This is a genomic window from Nonomuraea sp. NPDC052265 (assembly GCF_044547985.1).
Taxonomy (GTDB): domain Bacteria; phylum Actinomycetota; class Actinomycetes; order Streptosporangiales; family Streptosporangiaceae; genus Nonomuraea.
In genome coordinates, this window is sequence record NZ_JBIUBJ010000006.1 from 456,536 (window position 1) to 476,521 (window position 19,986).

General features: G+C 73.7%; 20 protein-coding genes. 9 read left to right on the top strand and 11 right to left on the bottom strand.

Features of this window, described 5'->3' with window-relative positions:
* Positions 1 to 3: 3 nt before the first annotated feature.
* Entirely contained in the window at positions 4 to 1,329 is a 1,326-nt protein-coding gene (locus tag ACIHAD_RS21570; RefSeq protein ID WP_397356310.1) for a glycosyltransferase 87 family protein, read from the bottom strand.
* A gap of 128 nt (positions 1,330 to 1,457) precedes the next feature.
* On the opposite strand from ACIHAD_RS21570, the gene ACIHAD_RS21575 reads away from it, so the two are divergent.
* On the top strand, positions 1,458 to 2,438 hold the full coding sequence (locus tag ACIHAD_RS21575; RefSeq protein WP_397356311.1) for an NAD-dependent epimerase/dehydratase family protein: 981 nt from the start codon (positions 1,458 to 1,460) through the stop codon (positions 2,436 to 2,438).
* The gene (locus ACIHAD_RS21580; RefSeq protein WP_397356312.1) at positions 2,435 to 3,121 is read left to right on the top strand and encodes a glycosyltransferase family 2 protein; all 687 of its coding nucleotides are present in this window, start codon (positions 2,435 to 2,437) and stop codon (positions 3,119 to 3,121) included. Before ACIHAD_RS21575 ends, ACIHAD_RS21580 begins: the two co-directional genes overlap by 4 nt.
* Here ACIHAD_RS21580 and ACIHAD_RS21585 read toward each other — a convergent pair.
* The gene (locus ACIHAD_RS21585) at positions 3,099 to 3,431 is read right to left on the bottom strand and encodes a YnfA family protein (RefSeq protein WP_397356313.1); all 333 of its coding nucleotides are present in this window, start codon (positions 3,429 to 3,431) and stop codon (positions 3,099 to 3,101) included. The genes ACIHAD_RS21580 and ACIHAD_RS21585 overlap by 23 nt on opposite strands.
* 279 nt (positions 3,432 to 3,710) lie before the next feature.
* On the opposite strand from ACIHAD_RS21585, the gene ACIHAD_RS21590 reads away from it, so the two are divergent.
* Positions 3,711 to 3,857 carry a hypothetical protein gene (locus ACIHAD_RS21590; protein ID WP_397356314.1) on the top strand — a complete coding sequence of 49 codons (147 nt, stop codon included), beginning with the start codon at positions 3,711 to 3,713 and terminating at the stop codon, positions 3,855 to 3,857.
* Positions 3,858 to 4,030: 173 nt separating this feature from the next.
* The gene (nhaA, locus tag ACIHAD_RS21595; RefSeq protein ID WP_397356315.1) at positions 4,031 to 5,233 is read left to right on the top strand and encodes a Na+/H+ antiporter NhaA; all 1,203 of its coding nucleotides are present in this window, start codon (positions 4,031 to 4,033) and stop codon (positions 5,231 to 5,233) included.
* Positions 5,234 to 5,240: 7 nt separating this feature from the next.
* On the opposite strand, the gene ACIHAD_RS21600 is transcribed toward nhaA, so the two are convergent.
* Positions 5,241 to 6,197, bottom strand: coding sequence for a helix-turn-helix transcriptional regulator (locus tag ACIHAD_RS21600; protein WP_397356316.1), 957 nt, complete (start codon positions 6,195 to 6,197; stop codon positions 5,241 to 5,243).
* Between the two features lie 72 nt (positions 6,198 to 6,269).
* Here ACIHAD_RS21600 and ACIHAD_RS21605 point away from each other — a divergent pair, with 72 nt between their 5' ends.
* The 5 genes from ACIHAD_RS21605 to ACIHAD_RS21625 all read left to right on the top strand — a co-directional run bounded on the left by ACIHAD_RS21605 (position 6,270) and on the right by ACIHAD_RS21625 (position 11,600).
* Entirely contained in the window at positions 6,270 to 7,028 is a 759-nt protein-coding gene (locus tag ACIHAD_RS21605; protein ID WP_397356317.1) for a DinB family protein, read from the top strand.
* Between the two features lies 1 nt (position 7,029).
* The gene (locus ACIHAD_RS21610; protein ID WP_397356318.1) at positions 7,030 to 7,710 is read left to right on the top strand and encodes an alpha/beta fold hydrolase; all 681 of its coding nucleotides are present in this window, start codon (positions 7,030 to 7,032) and stop codon (positions 7,708 to 7,710) included.
* A 423-nt stretch (positions 7,711 to 8,133) separates the two neighbouring features.
* Complete coding sequence (gene pstS / locus ACIHAD_RS21615) at positions 8,134 to 9,210, top strand: phosphate ABC transporter substrate-binding protein PstS (RefSeq protein WP_397356320.1); 1,077 nt, start codon at positions 8,134 to 8,136, stop codon at positions 9,208 to 9,210.
* Between the two features lie 102 nt (positions 9,211 to 9,312).
* Entirely contained in the window at positions 9,313 to 10,272 is a 960-nt protein-coding gene (gene ppk2, locus ACIHAD_RS21620; RefSeq protein ID WP_397356321.1) for a polyphosphate kinase 2, read from the top strand.
* 179 nt (positions 10,273 to 10,451) lie between these two features.
* A complete protein-coding gene (locus tag ACIHAD_RS21625; protein ID WP_397356323.1) occupies positions 10,452 to 11,600 on the top strand; it encodes a mandelate racemase/muconate lactonizing enzyme family protein in 1,149 nt (382 codons plus the stop codon).
* 48 nt (positions 11,601 to 11,648) lie between these two features.
* On the opposite strand, the gene ACIHAD_RS21630 is transcribed toward ACIHAD_RS21625, so the two are convergent.
* The 8 genes from ACIHAD_RS21630 to ACIHAD_RS21665 are packed head-to-tail and all read right to left on the bottom strand — an operon-like array spanning position 11,649 to position 19,938.
* Positions 11,649 to 12,653, bottom strand: a complete 1,005-nt coding sequence (locus tag ACIHAD_RS21630) for a dihydrodipicolinate synthase family protein (protein WP_397356324.1) — start codon at positions 12,651 to 12,653, stop codon at positions 11,649 to 11,651.
* Position 12,654: 1 nt separating this feature from the next.
* Complete coding sequence (locus ACIHAD_RS21635) at positions 12,655 to 13,680, bottom strand: NAD-dependent epimerase/dehydratase family protein (RefSeq protein ID WP_397356325.1); 1,026 nt, start codon at positions 13,678 to 13,680, stop codon at positions 12,655 to 12,657.
* Positions 13,667 to 15,106 (bottom strand): beta-N-acetylhexosaminidase, encoded by a 1,440-nt coding sequence (locus ACIHAD_RS21640; protein ID WP_397356326.1) that lies wholly within the window; start codon positions 15,104 to 15,106, stop codon positions 13,667 to 13,669. The genes ACIHAD_RS21635 and ACIHAD_RS21640 overlap by 14 nt, the downstream gene beginning before the upstream one ends.
* Positions 15,103 to 15,873: a sugar phosphate isomerase/epimerase family protein gene (locus ACIHAD_RS21645; RefSeq protein WP_397356327.1), complete on the bottom strand. Its 771-nt coding sequence runs from the start codon at positions 15,871 to 15,873 to the stop codon at positions 15,103 to 15,105. Before ACIHAD_RS21645 ends, ACIHAD_RS21640 begins: the two co-directional genes overlap by 4 nt.
* Positions 15,870 to 16,877 (bottom strand): Gfo/Idh/MocA family protein, encoded by a 1,008-nt coding sequence (locus ACIHAD_RS21650; protein ID WP_397356328.1) that lies wholly within the window; start codon positions 16,875 to 16,877, stop codon positions 15,870 to 15,872. Before ACIHAD_RS21650 ends, ACIHAD_RS21645 begins: the two co-directional genes overlap by 4 nt.
* A 34-nt stretch (positions 16,878 to 16,911) precedes the next feature.
* A complete protein-coding gene (locus ACIHAD_RS21655; protein WP_397356330.1) occupies positions 16,912 to 17,724 on the bottom strand; it encodes a carbohydrate ABC transporter permease in 813 nt (270 codons plus the stop codon).
* Positions 17,717 to 18,649: a carbohydrate ABC transporter permease gene (locus ACIHAD_RS21660; RefSeq protein WP_397356331.1), complete on the bottom strand. Its 933-nt coding sequence runs from the start codon at positions 18,647 to 18,649 to the stop codon at positions 17,717 to 17,719. The genes ACIHAD_RS21655 and ACIHAD_RS21660 overlap by 8 nt, the downstream gene beginning before the upstream one ends.
* Entirely contained in the window at positions 18,646 to 19,938 is a 1,293-nt protein-coding gene (locus ACIHAD_RS21665; protein ID WP_397356332.1) for an ABC transporter substrate-binding protein, read from the bottom strand. Before ACIHAD_RS21665 ends, ACIHAD_RS21660 begins: the two co-directional genes overlap by 4 nt.
* Positions 19,939 to 19,986: the final 48 nt, after the last annotated feature.

The following is a 19,986-nucleotide window of genomic DNA, read 5'->3' on the forward strand; positions in this document are numbered from 1 at the left end:
TCCTCAGTCCTTCCGAGCCGCTGACAGCAGGTGATCGCCGCCGCGGGACCGTCGTACGGCCCAGCCGATCAGCACGGCCAGGGCGGCCGCGGCGTACGAGGGAGTGCCCGGGGTGCCGGGCGCCGCCGGGCCGGCGGTGTAGGCGACCGCGCCGGCCAGCGCGACGCCCAGCCACTCCCACCGCCCGTCCAGGGCGGCCAGGGCGATGACGAGCAGCGCGTACCAGGAGTAGCCGGGGGTGAACAGGAGCAGGAGGGAGCCGCTGACCAGCAGCGCGCCGCGCCAGGGCCGGTCGGCGTCGCCGTACCGCAGGACGGCGAGGACGACCAGGCCGAGCAGCGCGATCGCGGCCCAGGGCGCCCACCCGTCCGGCACGAGCAGCCGCAGGACGGCATAGCGGTTGCCGCCGCCGGGGCCGTCGTAGCGTTCCTCCTTGAGATAGCCCGGCAGGTAGCCCGCCACCGAGGCACCCGAGGCCAGGACGTACGGCAGGTAGGACAGCGCGAGCACGAGCCCGGCGGGCCCGGCCGTGGCGAGGATCCGGCGCCAGGCCACGCCCTCGGCCAGCACGCCGGACAACGCGCCGGGAAGCGCGGTCACGGGCAGCAGCTTGGTCGCCACGGCCGCGCCGAGCAGCGCGCCGCGCCCCCGGACGGCACTGAAGGCGAGCACCACCAGCAGCACGCCCAGCACGTCGACGTGCGCGTTGTTCACCGCCTCCACGGGCACGGCCGGGCACCACGCCCAGTACGCGGCCCGCCGGGCCCCCGCCGTCCGGCACAGGATCGCCAGGACGGCCACGGCCGCGACGAAGCCGCCGAGCTGGAGCGCCTTGTGCCGCACCCCGTCCGGCGACAGCCAGTGGACCAGCAGGAAGTATCCCTGGGCGACCGGCGGATAGATCGTCGGCTCGGAGGGGCGGTTGATCCGGGTGCAGCCGCCGCCGGGCAGGGGCCACAGGGCGGGGGCGTCGCAGGCGGGCGGGAAGAGCCAGTCGTCGCGCAGCCGGGCGAGCGCCGGGTCGGACGGCGGATGGTCGTAGGGCGAGATGCCGGCGGCCTGCACCCGGCCGTCCCAGGCGTACCGGAAGGAGTCGGTGCTGCTGCTCGGCGGGGCCAGCAGGCCAAACCCGGCAAGCGCGATCCCGCCCGCGACGACCAGCGCCGCCAGCGGCCGTTCCGGCAGCCGTCCGGCCCGCCACAGCGCGGCCGCGAACAGCGCCCAGGCCGTCAGGTACCAGCCCAGGTGGGGCGGTCCCGTCACCGTCCTGAGCACCACGGCCGCCAGAGCGGCCAGCGTCCCGGCGGCCACCGTCGTGTTCCGGTTCACGGCGGCAGCCTCGCATCCCCGGGCCGGTCCGAGGACGCGGCGGCGGTTCCCGTTCGCTCTTCGTAAGAACCCTTACGAACCGTGAACGCCGCTTCGGCCCGGCCCGCGCGGCGGCTACCGTCGGCGGCGTGAGAGTGATGGTCACCGGCTCGGCCGGCTTCATCGGCGGCCACGTCGCCGAGGCCCTGGAGGCGGCGGGCCACGACCTCGTCGGCCTGGACACGCGGACCGGCGCGGACGTGCGCGACGCCACGGCCCTGGACGCGCTGCTGCCCGGCGTCGACGCCGTCGTGCACCAGGCGGCCAAGGTGGGCCTCGGCGTGGACGTCTCCGACCTGCCCGCCTACGCCTCCGTCAACGTCTACGGCACCGCCGTGCTGCTGGCCGCCATGGCCCGGCACGGGATCGCTCGGCTGGTGCTGGCCTCCTCGATGGTGGTCTACGGCGAGGGACGTTACGGGTGCGCCGCGCACGGCGACGTCCGGCCCGGCCCGCGTACCGTGGACGACCTGCGGAAGGGCCGGTTCGAGCCGCGCTGCCCGCGGTGCGGCGAACCCCTGCGCTGGGCCCCGGTCGAGGAGGACGCCCCGCCCGATCCGCGCAACGCCTACGCCACCAGCAAGCTCGCCCAGGAACACCTGGCCGCCAACTGGGCTAGGGAGACCGGCGGGACCGTGGCGGCCCTTCGCTACCACAACGTCTATGGGCCGCGCATGCCGCGCGACACCCCGTACGCGGGGGTCGCCGCGATCTTCCGTTCCGAGCTGCGGGCCGGCCGGGCTCCGGTCGTGTTCGAGGACGGCCGCCAGCTCCGCGACTTCGTCCACGTGCGCGACGTGGCCAGGGCGAACCTCGCGGCCCTGACCGCGTCCTCGCCGCCGGGCGGGATGAGGGCCTGGAACATCGCCTCCGGCGCCCCGCGCACCGTGGGCGAGATGGCCCGCGCGCTCGCCGCCGGGTGCGGCGGCCCCGCCCCGCGGATCACCGGCGGCTACCGGCTGGGGGACGTCCGCCACATCGTCGCCTCGCCCCGGCGGGCGGAGGCCGAGCTGGGGTTCCGCGCCACGATCGGGTTCGAGGCCGGGATGGGGGAGTTCGCCCGGTCATGACGATCGAGGTGATCCTGCCCTGCCTGAACGAGGAGGCCGCGCTCGCCTGGGTGCTCGGGCGCATGCCGGCCGGTTACCGTCCGATCGTCGTCGACAACGGTTCCACCGACCGCTCGGCCGAGGTCGCCCGCGATCTCGGGGCGCGGGTGGTCGCCGAACCCGTACGCGGATTCGGCGCTGCCTGTCAGGCCGGGTTGCTGGCCGCGTCCGCCGATCTGGTCTGCTTCATGGACGCCGATGCCTCGCTCGATCCCGTCCAGCTTCCCCTGGTCGCGGCGCCCGTCCTCGGCGGGGAGCTCGATCTCGTGCTCGGCCGGCGGCTGCCGCGCGGCGCCGGAGCCTGGCCCCGGCACGCCCGGCTGGGCAACGCCGTGCTGGCCCGTGGCCTGCGCCGACGTACCGGCGTGGCGTTGCGCGACCTCGGCCCGATGCGGGCGGCCGCCCGCGTGCCGCTGCTGTCGCTCGGGCTGGCCGACCGCCGCTTCGGATACCCGCTGGAGATGGTGCTGCGCGCCGCGGCGGCCGGCTGGCGGATCGGCGAGGCGGACGTGGACTATTTGCCCCGGACGGGCCGCTCGAAGGTGACCGGCACCCTGCGCGGGACGCTGCGCGCCGTGGCCGACATGCGCCGCGTCATGGCGGACGTGCGCCCGGGCGGGGTCAGGAGCGGGGGGCGTACATGATGACGAGGACGCCGGCCAGGCAGATCAGGGCGCCGATGACGTCCCAGCGGTCGGGGCGGAAGCCGTCGACGACCATGCCCCACAGCAGGGACCCGGCGACGAAGACGCCGCCGTAGGCGGCCAGGATGCGGCCGAAGTCGGCGTCCGGCTGGAGGGTGGCGACGAAGCCGTACAGGCCGAGGGCGATGACGCCGCCGCCGATCCACAGCAGGCCGCGTTGCTCGCGCACGCCCTGCCAGATCAGCCACGCGCCGCCGATCTCGGCGAGCGCGGCCAGGGCGAACAGCAGCAGCGAGCGGATCATCGTCATGACGGTCAGTACACCGCATCCGCGAGGGCGGGGGCAGTCGGGGCAGGCGCAGCCGGCGGCGACCACCTGGGTCAGCGACTCCCGGATGGTGGTCAGGTCGGCGATCTTCAGGTCGATCTCGTCGATCTTGGCCTGGGCGTGGGCGCGCAGGTCGGGCGTGGGGTGGCGGCGGCGGCCGTCATGTCCCGACGGTAACCCCGTACCTGGGTACCGGATTCAAGGGGCGGCGGGAACTTGTAGGGTGGTACGAGGACATGGGTGGACAAAAGGGAGGCAAGGGTGCGTGAGTTCCGTTCCTGCCTCCATGTCGCGAGCGAGCGGCACGCCCGTCCGGTGCGTCCGCTGGAGTTCCGCCCGGTCGGCACGAACGGCTACGTCAGCACGTGGGGCGTGATCGCGGGCATCCGCCCGCCGCAGACCCGCTGACAGCCCTCCACCACCCGCAGGCCCGCACGGCCGGGGCCCACCGAAGGCCCTCCGCCGCGAAGTTCCGCACGGCCGGAGCTCGCTGAAGGCTTTCGGCGCGCGAATGCTCCGCGCGGTCGAGGATGCGCATCCGGTGGCCCGATTCGTCCTTACCGTTCTGGAGATCTCCCCTCATGTCGCGGATCATCACCGCCCTGCGCTCCGACGCGGTCGGCGGCGCTCTGCTCATCCTCGCCGCGCTGGCCGCGCTGGCCTGGGCCAACTCGTCCCTCGCCGCGTCCTACGAGGCCCTGCGCACGTGGTCGTTCGGCCCGTCCGGGCTGGGCCTGCGCCTGAGCGCCCAGGCGTGGGCCGCCGACGGGCTGCTGGCGGTGTTCTTCTTCATCGTCGGCAACGAGCTCAAGCAGGAGCTCGTGCACGGCGAGCTGCGCGACCCGCGCCGCGCCGCGCTGCCCGTCGTGGCCGCGCTCGGCGGCGTGGTGGTCCCCGCGCTGCTGTTCCTGGCGGTGAACGCGGCCGCGTCGGGCGAGGCGGCCGGCGGCTGGGGCGTGCCGATGGCCACCGACATCGCCTTCGCGCTCGCAGTCCTGGCCGTGGTGGGCCGCGGCCTGCCCGCGCCGCTGCGGACGTTCCTGCTGACGCTGGCGACCGTGGACGACGTGTGCGCGGTCGTCGTGATCGCCGTCGGCTACACCTCGGGCCTCAACCTCGCGGCCCTGGCCGGGGCCGCCGCCGGGCTGTGCGTGTGGGCGTACCTGCAGCACGGGCGGGGCCGCGCGGTCACCGCCGTGCGCCGCGCGCTGCCCTCGTGGCTGCTGTACGGGCCGCTCGCGGCGCTGATCTGGGCGCTGACGCACGCCTGCGGGGTGCACGCGACCATCGCCGGCGTGGCGATGGGCCTGCTGATGCGCACCAGGCCGCGCGCCGGCGAGCAGGAGCCGCCCTCCCACCGCGCCGAGCACGCGCTGCGGCCGTTCTGCGCCGGGGTGGTGCTGCCGGTGTTCGCGCTGCTGTCGGCCGGGATCCCCCTGTCGGGCGCGGGCGGCTTCTGGGCGGGGACCGTGACGTGGGGCGTGCTGGCCGGGCTGCTGGCCGGCAAGCCGCTGGGCATCGTCGGGGCCGCCTGGCTCACCGCGCGTTTCACCAGCGCCCACCTCAACCCACGGCTGAGCTGGACCGACATCGCAGGCGTGGGCGTCCTGGGCGGGATCGGCTTCACCGTCTCGCTGCTGATCGCCGAGCTCTCCTACGCCGGCCCGGCGCACCTGACGCAGGCCAAGGGCGCGATCCTGCTGGCCTCGGCGGCGGCGTCCGTGCTGGCCGCCCTGATCCTCGGCGCCCGCGCCCGCCGGCACCGGCCGACCGGTCCGGGCTGACCCTGAGCTAACCGGACAGCGCGGCGGCGAGGCGGGCGGCCAGGCTCGCGACCGCCGCGCGCAGCTCAGGGCCGCCCTCGACGCGGAAGGCGAACGGCACGGCCGACAGCCACTCCTGGGCGTACATGGCCGGGTTGCCCGTGCTGCCGACCAGCACGCAGCCCTCCCCGTACGGTTCGAGCCGCCCCATGGGCGGCCGGACCCAGGACGCCACCTCGGCCAGGGGCGCGTCGAAGACCACACGGGTGGAGTACGCCCATCCGGCGCCCAGGTTCTCCTCCAGCGCCGCCACCGGGTCCAGGCCGTCGGGCGGGCGGAAGCCGCGGGTGCTCTGACGTACGGATCGGACGCGGTCCACCCGGTACGTGCGGATCGCGCCGGCGCGGTGGCAGTGGCACAGCAGGTACCAGCGCCCGTACCGGACGACGACCGCCCAGGGGTCGACCTCGGCCTCCCACTCCTGGCCCGACCCGCTCCGGTAGGCGATGTGCACGCGCCGCCGGGCCGCGGACGCGGCGACGAGCGCGCTGGTCACGGCGATGTCCGGACGGGCCGCGTACCGGTCGGGGGCGGCGGAGGCGTGCTCGCGCAGCGCGGCGGCCTGCCGTCCGACGCCTTCCGGCAGGGCCCGGATGACCTTGGACAGGGCGGCGCCCACCAGGTCGTCGGCGTCGGCGGCGGACGGCTGGCCGTCGAGCACCGCCATGACCAGGCCGAGCGCCTCGGGCTCGGTGAAGGCGACCGGCGGCAGCCTGGCCCCGCGTCCGAGTCGGTAGCCGCCGTAGGGGCCTCTGGCGGACTCGACGGGGACGCCCGCCTCGCGCAGGATCCCGACGTACCGGCGGGCGGCGCGCTCGGTCACGCCCAGGGAAGCGGCCAGCTCGCCGGCCGTCACGCCCGGACGCCGCTGAAGGACCTCCATGGCGCGCAGGGCTCGCGCGGTGGGGCTGAGTTCGGTCGGCACCCGGGCAGATTAGAACGGTCATGGCGGAAACCGGAAGTAGAACGTCCGGAACAGGTCCTAACGTGGGGTGGCATGACCGACTTCCAGGAAGGCACGCACGTCGAAGGCGTGTGCCTGCGGAAGGCCACGTTCACGCGGGTGCGCCTCCATGACGCCCGCGTGCGCGCGGCCGACCTCTCCGGCCTGCGGGTGAGCGGCGCCGAGCTCGTCGACGTGGAGATCAGCGGCGAGCTGCGGAACGTCGTGGTGAACGGCGTGGACATCGTCCCCCTCGTCGAGGCCGAGCTGAACCGCCGCATGCCCGAGCGCGCCAGGATGCGCCCCGAGGACCCCGAGGGGTTCGCCGAGGCGTGGGCGATCCTGGAACGACTGTGGGCGGGCACCCTCGCCCGCGCCGCGACGTTCCCGGAGGCGGAGCTCCACCGGAGCGTGGACGGCGAATGGTCCTTCGTCCAGACCCTGCGGCACCTCAACTTCGCCTCGGCCGCCTGGGTCGGCCGGATGATCCTGGGCGACGTCTCGCCGTGGCACCCGCTCGACCTGCCCTGGGACGAGGCGCCCGGCTGGGACGGCGTCCCGTGGGACCGCGAGGCGCGGCCTCCGCTGGAGGAGGTGCTGGCGGTCCGCCGCACTCGTCAGGCGATGGTCGGCCGGGTCGTCGCCTCGCTAACCGCCGCACGGCTCGCCTCGGACGTCACCCGCGACGAGCCCGGCTGGCCGCGGCTGGCGGGCTTCCCCCTCAAGGAGTGCCTGCACATCGTCCTGAACGAGGAATGGGAACACCGGCTCTACGCGGAACGTGACCTGAACGCACTACGGAAAGAAGACTGACATGGACATCCTGCTCATCGGCGGCCTGTGGCTCGACGCCTCCGCCTGGGACGAGGTGGCGCCCGCGATCGAGGCGCTCGGCCACCGTCCCGTGCCGGTCGCCCTCCCCGGCCAGGGCGACGGATCCGCCTCCGCCGCGCTCGCCGACCAGGTGGCCGCGGTGCTCGCCGCCGTGGACGCGGCTCAGGGCAGGCCCCTGGTGGCCGGTCATTCCGCCGCCTGCACCCTGGCCTGGCTGGCCGCCGACGCGCGCCCGGACAAGGTGGGCAAGGTCGCCTTCATCGGCGGTTTCCCCGCTGCCGACGGCGGCACCTACGCCGACTTCTTCGAGATCGCGGACGGCGTCATGCCGTTCCCCGGGTGGGGGCCGTTCGAGGGGCCGGACTCGGCCGACCTCGACGAGGAGGCCAGGCGGAGCTTCGCCGCCGCCGCGATCCCCGTCCCCGAGGGGGTGGCCAGGGGCGTGGTGCGGCTGACGGACGAGCGGCGTTTCGAGGTGCCGGCCGTCGTCGTGTGCCCCGAGTTCACCCCCGCCCAGGCGCGGGAGTGGATCGACGGGGGCGACGTCCCCGAGCTGGCCCGGGTCAAGCACCTCGACCTCGTCGACATCGACTCGGGGCACTGGCCCATGATCACCGAGCCGGTCGCGCTGGCCCGGCTCCTGGCGGCGGCGGCCGGCTGAGCGCCCGCGGGCTCTCCTGGCGGCGGCTGAGCGCCCGCGGGGCTCAGTGGCGCGAGGTGAGGATCTGCGAGAGCACCTCGTGCACGTGGGTGTTGGGGTGCTTGCCGGTGAACTGCTCGGCCAGCGGGCCCGCGGCGGTCACGGGGACGTCGGCGCCGGTGTGGCCGCCGGTGCCGCCAGGCGCCGCTTGGACGAGGAGTGCATGACGCCCCCATATGGAACGAATCGGGCAGAGAAGCACATCGCGGGACACGGCCCTGTACGTCTCGCCGGACATCTTTCCGTCCGGCCGATGTCCATGCGGTGAACATGTCCGAGCGGTACGGGACGGCCGGCCGGCTTGGCGACAAGGTAACCGTTCATGTCCGAGGGCTTGACCCCCGGATGACGCGTCCGGACGCGACCGGTTCATAACCTTGTGCAATGGCAAGGCTGACATGGACGGCCAAGTCGGTCCTGGTCACCGTGCTCGTTCTGGTCGCCGGGGCCGCCGCCGCGGCCGGGGCCGTGTTCCTGAGCATGAGCAGCGAGGACGGGTCCGCCCCCGAGCCGGTCGTCGCGTGGCTGCGCGGCTCGGGCTCCACCGCGCAGAAGGGCGCCATGGACGCCTGGATCGGCGAGTTCCACCGCGTCCACCCCGAACTACGCGTCACCTACGAGGCCAACGGCTCCGACCTCGGCATCGAGGACTTCATCGCGGGACGCAGCGCGTTCGCCGGCACGGACGTGCCGATGACCCCGGACGAGCAGGCGCGCGCCGACCGGCGCTGCGGCAGCCGGGCCGAGCACCTGCCGATGGTCGTCGCCCCGGTCGCGGTGGCCTACAACCTGACCTCCGTACCCGCCCTGCGCCTGTCGCCCGCGACCCTGACCGGCATCTTCACCGGGCGCATCGCCAAGTGGAACGCCCGCGAGATCGCCGCCGACAACCCCGGCCACGGCCTGCCGGGCACCCGCATCCACGTCTTCCGCCGCTCCGGCCAGTCCGGCACCACCCAGAACCTCACCGAGTTCCTGCGGGCCACCGGCGGCTGGCCGCACCAGCCGTCCAGGACGTGGACCGGCGTCGGCCAGGGCGTGACCAGCTCCAGCGGGATGACCCAGGTCCTCCAGCACACCCAGAACTCGATCGGGTACGTGGAGTACGGCTTCGCCAGCAGCGCCCGCCTGAGCACCGCGGACGTGCGCAACGCCGCCGGCGAGTTCGTCACGCTCTCGCCGGAGAGCGCCAGCAAGGCCCTTCAGGGCGCCACGGTCACGAGCCGCGAGGGCGGGCTGGTGCTGGCCTTCGACCACCGGCGGGCGGTCCCAGGCGCCTACCCGATCGTCCAGGTCACGTACGAGATCGTCTGCGCGGGCCGGGCGGACCCGCTGGTGCGCGCCTTCCTCGACTACACCTCCAGCGACGCCGGCCAGTCCTATCTGGCCCTGTACGGCTACGCCCCCCTGCCGCACGACCTGCTCGCCCAGGTGCGCGGGCACCTGGGCGCCACGAGCTGAACGGGCCGCCGCCGGGCGAATTCCGGGAGCGCCGGCACGATTAGCCCGCCGCGTCCGGTGAAGAGAGGATGCCATGAACGCGAACATCCGGTCGCGGACCGCATGACCGGTCCGGACGACGAGCAGCCCGTGGTCCTCGCCCCCCTGGCGGCCGCGGAGCACAGCGAACTGCTCGACACCACCCCCGGACTGTGGGTGGACGACGGCGACGACGACGATCCGGTGCTGGTGCGCGCCGACGGCCGCCCGGTCGACACCTGGCGGCAGCACTACCCCTACGACGAGCGCCTGTCCCGGGAGGTGTACGAGCGGGACAAGCGGCTGCTGCAGATCGAGCTGCTCAAGCTGCAGTACTGGATCAAGGCGACCGGCCGCCGGCTGGTGGTGCTGTTCGAGGGGCGCGACGCGGCCGGCAAGGGCGGCACGATCAAGCGCTTCATGGAGCACCTCAACCCGCGGGGGGCCACGGTGGTCGCCCTGGAGAAGCCGAGCGAGCGCGAGCGCGGCCAGTGGTACTTCCAGCGCTACATCGCCCACCTGCCGGCCAACGGGGAGATCGTGCTGTTCGACCGCTCCTGGTACAACCGGGCGGGGGTCGAGCGGGTCATGGGCTTCTGCGACGTGCACGAGTACCTGGAGTTCATGGAGCAGGTGCCCCGGCTGGAGGACCTGCTGGTGGACTCGGGGCTGCACCTGGTCAAGCTCTGGTTCTCGGTCTCGCGGGCCGAGCAGCGCACCCGGTTCATCATCCGCCAGGTGGACCCCGTACGGCAGTGGAAGTTGTCGTCGATGGACCTGGCCTCCCTCCGCAAATGGGACGACTACACCCAGGCCAAAGAAGACATGTTCCTGCACACCGACACCGAGTCGGCGCCCTGGACCGTCATCAAGAGCAACGACAAGAAACGCGCCCGGCTGGAGGCCATGCGCCACGTGCTCAGCCTCTTCGGCTACGACGACAAGGACGACGAGGTCGTCGGCGTGCCCGACCCGCGCATCGTGATCTCGGCGGGTGACATCTTCGACGAGGACCACGTCGCCTCCCAGGGCACCGACCCGTGACCGGCGGGTTCGCCCGGTCGTAGTCCGCGATCTCGTCGTACCGGGAGGTCAGGGCGTCGGCGAAAGGGCTCCGGCATTTGCGGCATGAATTCCTGCCATTGATTCGTGAATCAATTCCGGCATGCTAGATTCGGGAGGCTCAAATGCTGCGGTAAGCATGAATTCCTGCTCGTTGGAGAATGATGAAATCGCTGGTCGTCGAGCGTGTCGATATATTCGTCGTGCAATTGCCGTCCATCCGTTCGTTCAGCATTTCAGGAGGAAACGTCACCACGGAGGGGAGGCCCGCCGAGCGGGTTCTCGTCAAGGTGACGGCCGGCGGGGTGACCGGCTGGGGCGAGGCCACGCCGACGCCCGCCTGGACGTACGAGACCGTGGAGACGATCTCGACGACGATCGCCGGCTACCTGGCCCCCGCCCTCGTCGGACGCCCCGCCTGGGACCTGGACGGCGCCTGCGCGGCCTACGAGAAGGCGATCAACCGCGGGCTGACGATCGGCTCGCCCATCGCCAAGTCCGCGCTCGACATCGCGCTGCACGACCTGCTCGGACGGGCCCTCGGCGTGCCCGTCGGCGTCCTCTGGGGCCAGCGCCGCCTCGACCGGATCACGCTGGGCTGGATCGTGGCCGGTCAGACGCCCGGCGAGGTGCGGCAGGCGGTCGAGGAGGGGCGGGCGGAGGGCTACCGCGCGTTCAAGGTCAAGGTGGGCCTGCACGACGAGGCGACGGACCTGTCCGTCGTCGCGGCCGTCAGGGAGGCGGCCCCCGACGCGCCCCTGTGGGTGGACGCCAACCAGGGCTACACGGTGGACGGCGCGCTGCGCATGGCACGCCGGCTCGCCGACCTCGGCGTGACGGCGTTCGAGCAGCCCCTGCCCGCCAACGACGTCACCGGGCTGCGCCGCCTGCGCGACCACAGCCCGCTCCCCGTCGCGCTGGACGAGAGCCTGCGCCACCCCACCGACCTGGCCACGTTCGTCAAGCTCGACGCCGTCGACATCGCCATCGCCAAGGTGCAGCGGTCGGGCGGGCTGACGCTGTCGCGCCGGCTCTGCCAGCTCGCCGAGGACGCCGGGCTGCGCATCATGGGCTCGGGGCTGACCGACACCGACCTGGGGTTCGCCGCCTCGCTGCACCTGTTCGCGGCCTTCGGCGTGGACACCCCGGTCGACCTCAACGGCCGCCAGTTCGTGCGCTCGGCGTACGTCGGCGGCCAGACGGTGGAGGTCGCGGACGGGACGGCCCTGGTGCCCACCGGCCCCGGCCTCGGCGTCGAGGTGGACGAGGACGCCGTCCGCGCCCTGTCCACGGCCCACTGGACCGTCTGACGCGCGGGAACCGGGGCAGGGACGCGTGTCCCGGCCCCGGTCGTCGTCTCAGCGCAGCCAGTCGTCCAGGTGCGCGGCGACGAACTCGTCGTCCACCAGCCACGGATAGGCCGCGCTCACCCGCGCGATCTCCCCGGCCTGCCCCGGCGACAGCCCCTCACCCGGGTCCAGGCACCACGTGCCGGCCAGCAGGCCCTGGCGGCGCAGCACCTCGTGCACCCCGGCGATGCAGCCGTGGAACCCGCCCGCCACGTCGAACACCGCGCCGTTGGCGTCGGTGAGGTCGCCGGCGCGGGCCAGCAGGGAACGCAGGACCTCGTCGTCCCCCGCCCACGCCCGGCGGACCTCCTCGAACATGAGCACCGCCGCCCGCGTCCACACCGCCCACTGGCCGAGCAGCCCGCCGACGATCCGGCGGCCCGCGACGGGGGCGAGCAGGTCGGCCAGGACGTTGTCGTCGTTGCCGGTGTAGAGCGCGATGTCGTCGCGGCCCGACGCCGCCACCGCCTTGACCACGTCCACGGTGCGGTACCGGTCGAAGGGCGCCATCTTGATCGCCACCACCGACTCCTGCTCGCTCAGCGACCGCCAGAACGACGGGCCGAGCCGCCGTCCGCCCACCGCCTCCTGAAGGTAGAAGCCGATCACCGGCAGCACCTCGCCCACCGCCCTGGCCCGCGCCAGCAGCTCCGGCTCGCCCGCGCCGGGCACCTGCGGCGACAGCAGCACGGCGTGGTAGCCCAGCGAGGCCGCGAGCTCCGCCTCCGCCACGGCCTGGGCGGTCCGGCCGCACGCGCCCGCCACCATGACGAACGGCCGCCCCGCCTCCTTGGCCACGACCTCGGCGGCCAGCTCCAGCACCGGCCGCAGCAGCCCCGCCCGGCGGATCTCGAACTGCGTCGTGTGCACCGCCACCGCCGCGCCGCCCGCCCCGGAGGCCAGGTAGTAGCGGGTGAGCGCGCGCTGGCGGCGCTCGTCCAGGACGCGCCCGGAGGTCAGCGCCAGCGGGTGGGCGGGGATGACCGTACCCTCCCGCAGCAGGCCGATCGACATCTCAGAACCTCCCGTCGCGTACCGCGAACTTGGTCGGCTTGCCCGACAGGGGCAGCCCGCGCGACAGCCAGGCGGCCTGCCACGCGATCAGGGTGTCCAGCGGCACGTCCGGGTAGCCGAACAGGCCGTGGCAGCGCGAGGCGTCGTTGAGCAGCGCGGTGCCGCTCTCGACGCCGGCGAAGGACGCCTCCGTCCCCATCGCGGCGGCCAGCCGGGCCGCCGTGCGGCGCACCGAGGCGGTCTCCGGGCCGGTCAGGTTCAGGGTGAACGCCTCCGGGGCGCGCGCGTGGCGCAACGACCGCAGCGCGACCTCGTTCGCGTACCCCTGCCACACGACGTTGACGTGCCCGGTGGTGAGGTCGACCGGCTCGCCCGCCGCCACGGTGGCCGCGAGGTCGGCCAGCACGCCGTAGCGCAGGTCCACCGCGTAGTTCAGGCGCAGGATCGCGACCCTGGTGCCGTACGCCGCGGCGGCGTGCTCGAAGACGCGTTCCCGGCCGAGGCAGCTCATCGCGTACTCGCCCACCGGGTCCGGCCGGTCCTCCTCCGCGCTGCCGCCGCCGGCCACGTCCACCAGCGGGTACACGTTGCCGGTGGAGAACACCGCGATCGCCGAGTCGCGGTAGCGCCGGGCCACGGCGGCCGGCAGCGCCGCGTTGACCGCCCACGCCTGGTACGGCGCCGACGACGTGCCGAACTTGGCGCCCGCCATGAACACGACGTTCGCCGCGTCGGGCAGCCCGGCCAGGTCGCCGCCGGACATCAGGTCGTGGGCGACCACCTCGACGCCCTCGTCGGCCAGCGCCCGCGCCGCCCGGCCGTCCGACCAGCGGGACACCGCGTACACGCGGGCCGAGCCGCGACCCGCCGCCTCCAGGGCGCGCCGGGCCAGCCGGACCAGGCTCGGCCCCATCTTGCCGCCCGCGCCGAGCACGACGAGGTCGCCGTCCAGCCCGGCGACGTCGGCGGTCAGCGCGGCCGACGGGGTGGCCAGCCGGTCCTCCAGCTCCTGCTCAGAGGTGAACACGCGCGGCTCCTTCGGGTCGCCGGTAGGCCACGCCCAGCCGGTCCAGCAGGGGGAGGTGGCCGGCCAGCCGCCGGGTGAAGCCGCCCAGGTCGCGGCCCGCCGACCAGGCCGCCTCGGCCACGGCGCACAGGCGCGGGAAGGCGTTGTAGTCGAGGCGTTCCCTGGTGGGCAGGTACTCACCCCAGAGCTGGGCCTGCATGCCGAGGACGGACTCGCCGGCGTCGTACCCGTAGACCGTCTCCAGGGGGAGCGGCCCCGAGATGCTGACCGGCTCGCCCGGGGCGTCGGACTCGGCGTAGTCGAGGTAGGTGTGCGTGTGCGGCGCGGCGACCACGTCGTGCCCGGCGCGCAGGGCCGCCTCGACGCGGTCCACGCCCCGCCAGGCCATGATCACCATGTCCTCGGGCGGGTCGTGGTCGAGCATGTCGTCCCAGGCCACCGCGCGGCGGCCGAGCCCGCGCAGGTGCCCGGCGAGGAGCCGGCCCCACCAGCCGAGCAGGGCCCGCGGCCCGTCGAGCCCGGCCTCGGCGACCCGCCGCGCGGCCTCGGGGTCGGCGGCCCACTCCTCGCCGCGCACCTCGTCCCCGCCGATGTGCACGTACCTGGACGGGAACACGTCGCACAGCTCGTCGAGCACGTCGCGGGCGAACCCGGCGGCCCGGTCGCCCACGTTGAGCACGTGGGAGGAGATGCCCCACGACGTACGCACCCGGACGGGCGTCCCGGAGGGGCGGCCCAGCCACGGGCAGGCGGCGATGGCGGCCTGCGAGTGGCCGGGGAACTCGATCTCGGGGACCACGCTCACCCCGCGCGCCGCCGCGTAGTCCACCAGGTCGCGCAGCTCCCGCTGGGTGTAGAAGCCGCCGTGCGGGGTGCCGTCGAACCGGCCCTCGCGCGCGTGCCCGGCCGGCGACTCGGCGCGGCGGGCCCCGACCTCGGTCAGCCGCGGATGCCCGCGCACCTCGAACCGCCAGCCCTGGTCGTCGGTCAGGTGCAGGTGCAGCACGTTGAACTTGTGCAGCGCCAGCAGGTCGACGTACGAGCGCAGGAAGGACATCGGGCGCCACCAGCGGGCCACGTCGATCATCACGCCGCGCCAGGCGTACCTGGGCACGTCGCGCACGGTCCCGCAGGGCACGCCGCCGGGGCCGTCGAGCTGGCGCAACGTCTGCACGCCCCAGCGCAGCCCTGCGACGTCCGCGGCGGAGATCACGGCCCGTTCCGGGGCGACGTCCAGGGTGTAGCCCTCCGCGCCGAGCGACGGGTCGGGCACCAGGCGCAGCTCGATCTCGCCCGGGGCGTCGCCGCCGGTGGCCGGTCCGAGCAGCTCCCTGGCCAGGGCGGCGTGCGGCCCGCGTACGGGCGCGCCCACGCCCGGCTGGAACGTTCCCTCCCCCGGACGCGCCGAGGCGGCCAGGGGGATCATCGTCCCAGCACCGTTCGGAAGGCGGTCAGGGCCTCGCCGACGGGCGCCGCGTCGGGGTACCAGGCGCGTTCCCACTCCAGCGCCAGGACGCCCGCGTACCCGATGCGGTCCAGCTCGGCCAGCACGGCGGGCACGCCCACCGCGCCCTTGCCCGGCAGCACGGGCGCCAGGTCGGCGGGTGAGGCCGCGTCCTTGATCTGCACGTGCCGCAGGTGCGGCGCCAGCGCGTCCGCGGTGGCCGCGGGGCTCTCGCCCGCCCGCCACGGGTTGACCACGTCCCACAGCGCGCCGACGCGCGGCGAGCCGACCGCGGCCAGCACCCCGGCGACCGCCTGGCCCGTCAGGAACACGTCGTGCGTCTCCAGCAGCACGTCCACGCCGTTGCCCGGGAGCCGCCCGGCCACGTCCGCGAGCCTCCGAGTCGCGGCGGCGGCCGGGTCGTCCTGGCCTTCGACCCCGCCGAAGACCCGCACGAACGGCGAGCCGAGCGCTTCGGCGATCTCGACGTGGCGCAGCACCTCGGCCACCGGGTCGCCGTCCGGCCGGGCCACGCGGACGTAGGAGCACACGGCGACGATCCCGATCCCGGCGGCGGCGAACGTCCGGGCGATCGAGCGCAGCTCGCCGTCGGGGGTGTCCGGCGCGATGATCTCACCATCGGCGCAGCGCAGCTCGACGGCGGCGCAGCCGTACCGGGAGGCGGTGGCGATGACCTCCTCGGCCGGTGCGCCCGGCATGCCGAGCGTGCTGAACGCGAGCGGGTTCATGACTGTCCCTTCACTGTGACGGTGGAACCCTGGCGGGCGGACTCGTAGACGGCCAGGGCGACGTCGAGGACCGACAGGGCGTACTCGGCGGTGACCTCGGGGGTGGTGCGGCCGGCGCAGGCCCGCGCGAAGTCGGCGAGCTGCGCGGCGAAGGCGGTGGCCATCTCGCCGATGCCGGGCGCGGCGACCTGGGTGGCGATGCCGCCCCGGAAGGACCAGACGCCCTCGCCGCGGCTGATGCGCACCGCGCCCCCGCCGCACACGATCTCCGCCTCGTCGGTGAACGGCAGGCCGGTGCCGGTGACGGAGATCGTCGAACGGGTGCCGTCGGCGTGCCGGGCCAGGGCGACCGCCTCGGTCTCCACCGACCCGCCGGCGGGTCCGGCGACGTGCGCGGTGACCTCGACGATCGGCGAGCCGACGAGCATCTGGAGCTTGTCGATGCTGTGCGTGCCGACGTTGAGCACGATGCCGCCGCCGGCCATGTCGGCGTCGAGGAACCAGCGGGGACGCGAGGGGTCGGCGTAGTCGGCGGTGCGCCGTTCGGCGGCCACCACGACCTGGCCGAGCTCGCCCGAGGCGAGGAACCCGGCCGCCGCGCGCAGCATCGGGACGAAGCGCAGGACGTGCCCGACCGCGAACACGACGCCGGCCGCCCGGCACGCCTCGATCATGCGGACGGCGTCCTCGCGCGTGGTGGCGATCGGCTTCTCCACGAGCACGTGCAGCCCGGCCGCGGCGGCGTCGAGGGTGATCGGGGCGTGCAGCGCGTGCGGCACGGTGATCACGACCGCGTCGAGACCGCCCGCGTCGAGCATCGCCCGGTGGTCGGTGAAGACGCGGGCGCCGGCTTCGGCGGCCAGCTTCTCGGCCGCCTCGGCCCGTACGTCGCACACCGCGGCGACCTTCACCTGCCCGGCGCTCTGGCGGGCGGCGGCCACGTGGAACTCCGCGATGGTGCCCGCGCCGATGACGCCCAGGCGCAGCCCGGATGTTGTGGTCACGATTTCCTTTCCGGATCGGACGGAGGGCCTGATCTCAGCCCTTGAGACCCGCGGACATGGTTCCGCGGACGAAGTAACGCTGGGCCAGCACGAACACGACCAGCATCGGCAGCAGGCTCATCATCGCCGCGGCCGTCACGAGCTGGTCGTTGCCGACGAACTGCCCCTTCAGGCTCAGCACGCCGACCGGCAGCGTGTAGTTCTCCGGCGAGGTGAGGTAGATCGTGGGCTCCAGCACGGCCTTCCACGAGGTGGTGAAGGTGAAGACCGCGAGCGTGGCCAGGGCGGGCTTGGCCAGCGGCAGGTGGATGCGCCAGAACACCTGCCAGGGGTTGGCGCCGTCGAGGCCCGCCGCCTCCTCGAAGTCCTTGGGGATGCCGAGGAACGTCTGCCGCATCAGGAAGATCCCGATCGGCGTGGCCAGCCAGTACGGCACGATGAGCGGCAGCATCGAGTCCAGCCAGCCCAGCGAGCGGAACAGCAGGAAGTTCGGGACGATCGTGATGACGGTCGGCAACATCATCGTGCCCAGGGCCATCGTCAGCAGCGCCTGCTTGCCCGGCAGCCGCATCCTGGCCAGGGAGTGCCCGACCATGGCGCTGGTCAGCACGTTCCCGGCGACCGCGAGCACCGCGATCACCAGGCTGTTGACCAGGTAGAGCCCGAACGGCGTGCGCCGCCACACCTCGGCGTAGTTGTCCCACTGGACCGGGTCGGGGATCCACGCGGGCGGCACCTGGATGTACTGGGCGAAGCTCTTGAGCGAGTTGCCCAGCGCCGCGACGAACGGCAGCAACATGACCGCCGCCCCCGCCAGCACCAGCACGTACGAGACGGTCTTACGCATAGTGCACCCACCTGCGCTGGAGCCGGAACTGCACCAGGGTCAGCGCGAGCACCAGCACGAACAGCACCCACGCCACGGCCGAGGCGTAGCCCATCTGGAAGAACTGGAAACCCTGCCGGTAGAGGTAGAGCACGGTCAGCTCGCTCGCGCCGTGCGGCCCGCCGTCGGTCATCACGAAGACCTGCTCGAAGGACTGCAGCGTCTCGATGGAGGTGAGCACCAGCACCAGGAACGTGGTGCCGGAGATGCCCGGCAGGGTGATGTACCGGAACCGGTTCCAGGCCGACGCGCCGTCGATCTTGGCCGCCTCGTAGCGCTCCTCGGGGATGGCCTGCAGCCCCGCCAGGAAGAGCACCGCCATGTAGCCGACGCCCTTCCAGACGGCGACCGCCGCCAGCGTGGGGATCACCAGCGCCGGATCCTGCAACCAGTTCTCGGCCGGCAGCCCGAGGAGGCCGAGCACCTGGTTGGCGATGCCGGTCTGCGGGTTGAAGACCGCGTCGGCCACATAGGCGACGACCACCCACGAGGAGACGACCGGGACGAAGTAGGCCGCCCGGAACAGCGCCATGCCGCGCAGCCGCTGGTTGAGCGCGACCGCCAGGGCCAGCGCCAGCGCCGTCTGCGCCGGCACGAACAGCACCGCGAAGTAGGCGGTGTTGCCCAGCGTGCGCCAGAAGACCGGGTCGCCGAACAGGCGGGTGAAGTTGCCGAACCCGACGAACCTCGGCGGGGACATCAGGTCGTACTCGGTCATGCTGAAGAACAGCGAGGCCAGCAGCGGCCAGGCGGCCAGCGCGACCAGGTGGAGGAGGTAGGGCGAGGCGAACGCGAAGGCCCAGGCCCGCTCGCCCGAGCGCCGCCTGCGGGCGGGCGGCCGCTGTTCGGCGGCCACCTGCCCGGAACGCCTGGTGAGCACCGTCACTGCGTCTTCCCGGCGTAGAAGCGGTCGATGACCTCCTGGGCCTCCTTCTGCCCGGTCTGGAGCGCGGTGGCGACCGGCGTGGCGTTCGACAGGGCCTCGTTCATGCGCTTGGCCAGGGCCTCGGTGTACTCCGACCACACGGCGTTGGTGCCGAGGTCGGTGGCCGCGTCGAGCGACTCCAGGAAGACCGGGCCGCGGTCGGCGGGCAGGGCCGTGGCGGCGACCTTCTTGTTGATCGGGATCGCCTCGCCCAGCTCGGCCCACTTGCGCTGCGGGCCCTCGCCGGAGAAGAAGGTGATCCACTTCCACGCCGCGTCGGCCTGCGCGGGGGAGGCGGCCTTGCTGACCACCCACGAGTTGACGATCGCGACGTTGCCGCGCCCGGCCGGGCCCTTGGGCAGCGGCGCCACGCCGAAGTCGACGCCGGCGCTCACCGCGGGAAGCGTGCGGGCGTAGATGCCGTACGACATCGCGACCCGGCCGGTCGCGAACAGCGTGTGCACGACGCCCTTGCCCATGGCCTCGGTGGTCACGTAGTCGGGGGCGAAGCCGTCCTTGCCCATGGCGCGCAGCATCCAGTCGAGCCCGGCCGTGGACTGCGGGCTGTCCACGACGACCTTGCGGCCCCCGTCGGTGACGACGTCCCCGCCGAACGCCTTGACGATGGGCCACCAGCTCTCGGTGAACCCCGGCGAGTACGCGCGGAAGCCGTAGGTGTCGGGCCTGCCGTCGCCGTTGGCGTCCTTGGTGAGCTTCTTGGCCGCGGCGGCCAGGTCGTCGTAGGTCCACTCGGCCGTCGGTTCGGCGACCTTGGCCTCGGCGAACATCTTCTTGTTGTAGAAGAGCACCGGGGTCTGGGCGCCCTGCGGGAAGCCGAAGACCCGGCCCTGGGCGTCGCGGTTCAGGTCGATGCCGGAGTAGTCGGCGGCGTTGACGGTCTTGACCCGGTCGCTCAGGTCGGCCAGCGCGCCGCGGGCGGCGAACTCCTGCACGAGCACGCCGTCCGACAGCCACAGCTGGGGCGCCTGGCCGCCGGCGATCTGCGTCCTGAGCCGGTCGAAGAACTTGACGTACGGCGCGACCTCGAGCTGCACCTTGATCGACGGGTTGGCGGCGGTGAACTCCTTGACGAGCTGCCGCATGGTCGTGTCGGCCGGGTCGCCCGCGGCGGCGTAGAAACCGAGCTTCAGGGTGACGGCGCCGGAGTCGTCGGCCGAGCCGCCGCACGACGCCGTACCGGCCACGGTGAGGACGGCCACCGCGGCAGCGGCGAGCACGCGCACTCTCATTGGGTCCTCCAACAGGAACGAAGAGGGGGGAAGGGGGGTGAGGGGAAC

What these genes read in the sequence shown, in the direction of transcription:
- ACIHAD_RS21605 (WP_397356317.1), top strand. Translation starts at nt 6,270, where the DNA reads ATGACCGACTTCCAGGAAGGCACGCACGTCGAAGGCGTGTGCCTGCGG.
- nhaA (WP_397356315.1), top strand. Translation starts at nt 4,031, where the DNA reads ATGTCGCGGATCATCACCGCCCTGCGCTCCGACGCGGTCGGCGGCGCT.
- ACIHAD_RS21625 (WP_397356323.1), top strand. Translation starts at nt 10,452, where the DNA reads ATGATGAAATCGCTGGTCGTCGAGCGTGTCGATATATTCGTCGTGCAA.
- ACIHAD_RS21580 (WP_397356312.1), top strand. Translation starts at nt 2,435, where the DNA reads ATGACGATCGAGGTGATCCTGCCCTGCCTGAACGAGGAGGCCGCGCTC.
- ACIHAD_RS21640 (WP_397356326.1), bottom strand. Translation starts at nt 15,106, where the DNA reads ATGATCCCCCTGGCCGCCTCGGCGCGTCCGGGGGAGGGAACGTTCCAG.
- pstS (WP_397356320.1), top strand. Translation starts at nt 8,134, where the DNA reads ATGGCAAGGCTGACATGGACGGCCAAGTCGGTCCTGGTCACCGTGCTC.
- ACIHAD_RS21645 (WP_397356327.1), bottom strand. Translation starts at nt 15,873, where the DNA reads ATGAACCCGCTCGCGTTCAGCACGCTCGGCATGCCGGGCGCACCGGCC.
- ppk2 (WP_397356321.1), top strand. Translation starts at nt 9,313, where the DNA reads ATGACCGGTCCGGACGACGAGCAGCCCGTGGTCCTCGCCCCCCTGGCG.
- ACIHAD_RS21630 (WP_397356324.1), bottom strand. Translation starts at nt 12,653, where the DNA reads ATGTCGATCGGCCTGCTGCGGGAGGGTACGGTCATCCCCGCCCACCCG.
- ACIHAD_RS21585 (WP_397356313.1), bottom strand. Translation starts at nt 3,431, where the DNA reads ATGACGATGATCCGCTCGCTGCTGCTGTTCGCCCTGGCCGCGCTCGCC.
- ACIHAD_RS21610 (WP_397356318.1), top strand. Translation starts at nt 7,030, where the DNA reads ATGGACATCCTGCTCATCGGCGGCCTGTGGCTCGACGCCTCCGCCTGG.
- ACIHAD_RS21665 (WP_397356332.1), bottom strand. Translation starts at nt 19,938, where the DNA reads ATGAGAGTGCGCGTGCTCGCCGCTGCCGCGGTGGCCGTCCTCACCGTG.
- ACIHAD_RS21655 (WP_397356330.1), bottom strand. Translation starts at nt 17,724, where the DNA reads ATGCGTAAGACCGTCTCGTACGTGCTGGTGCTGGCGGGGGCGGCGGTC.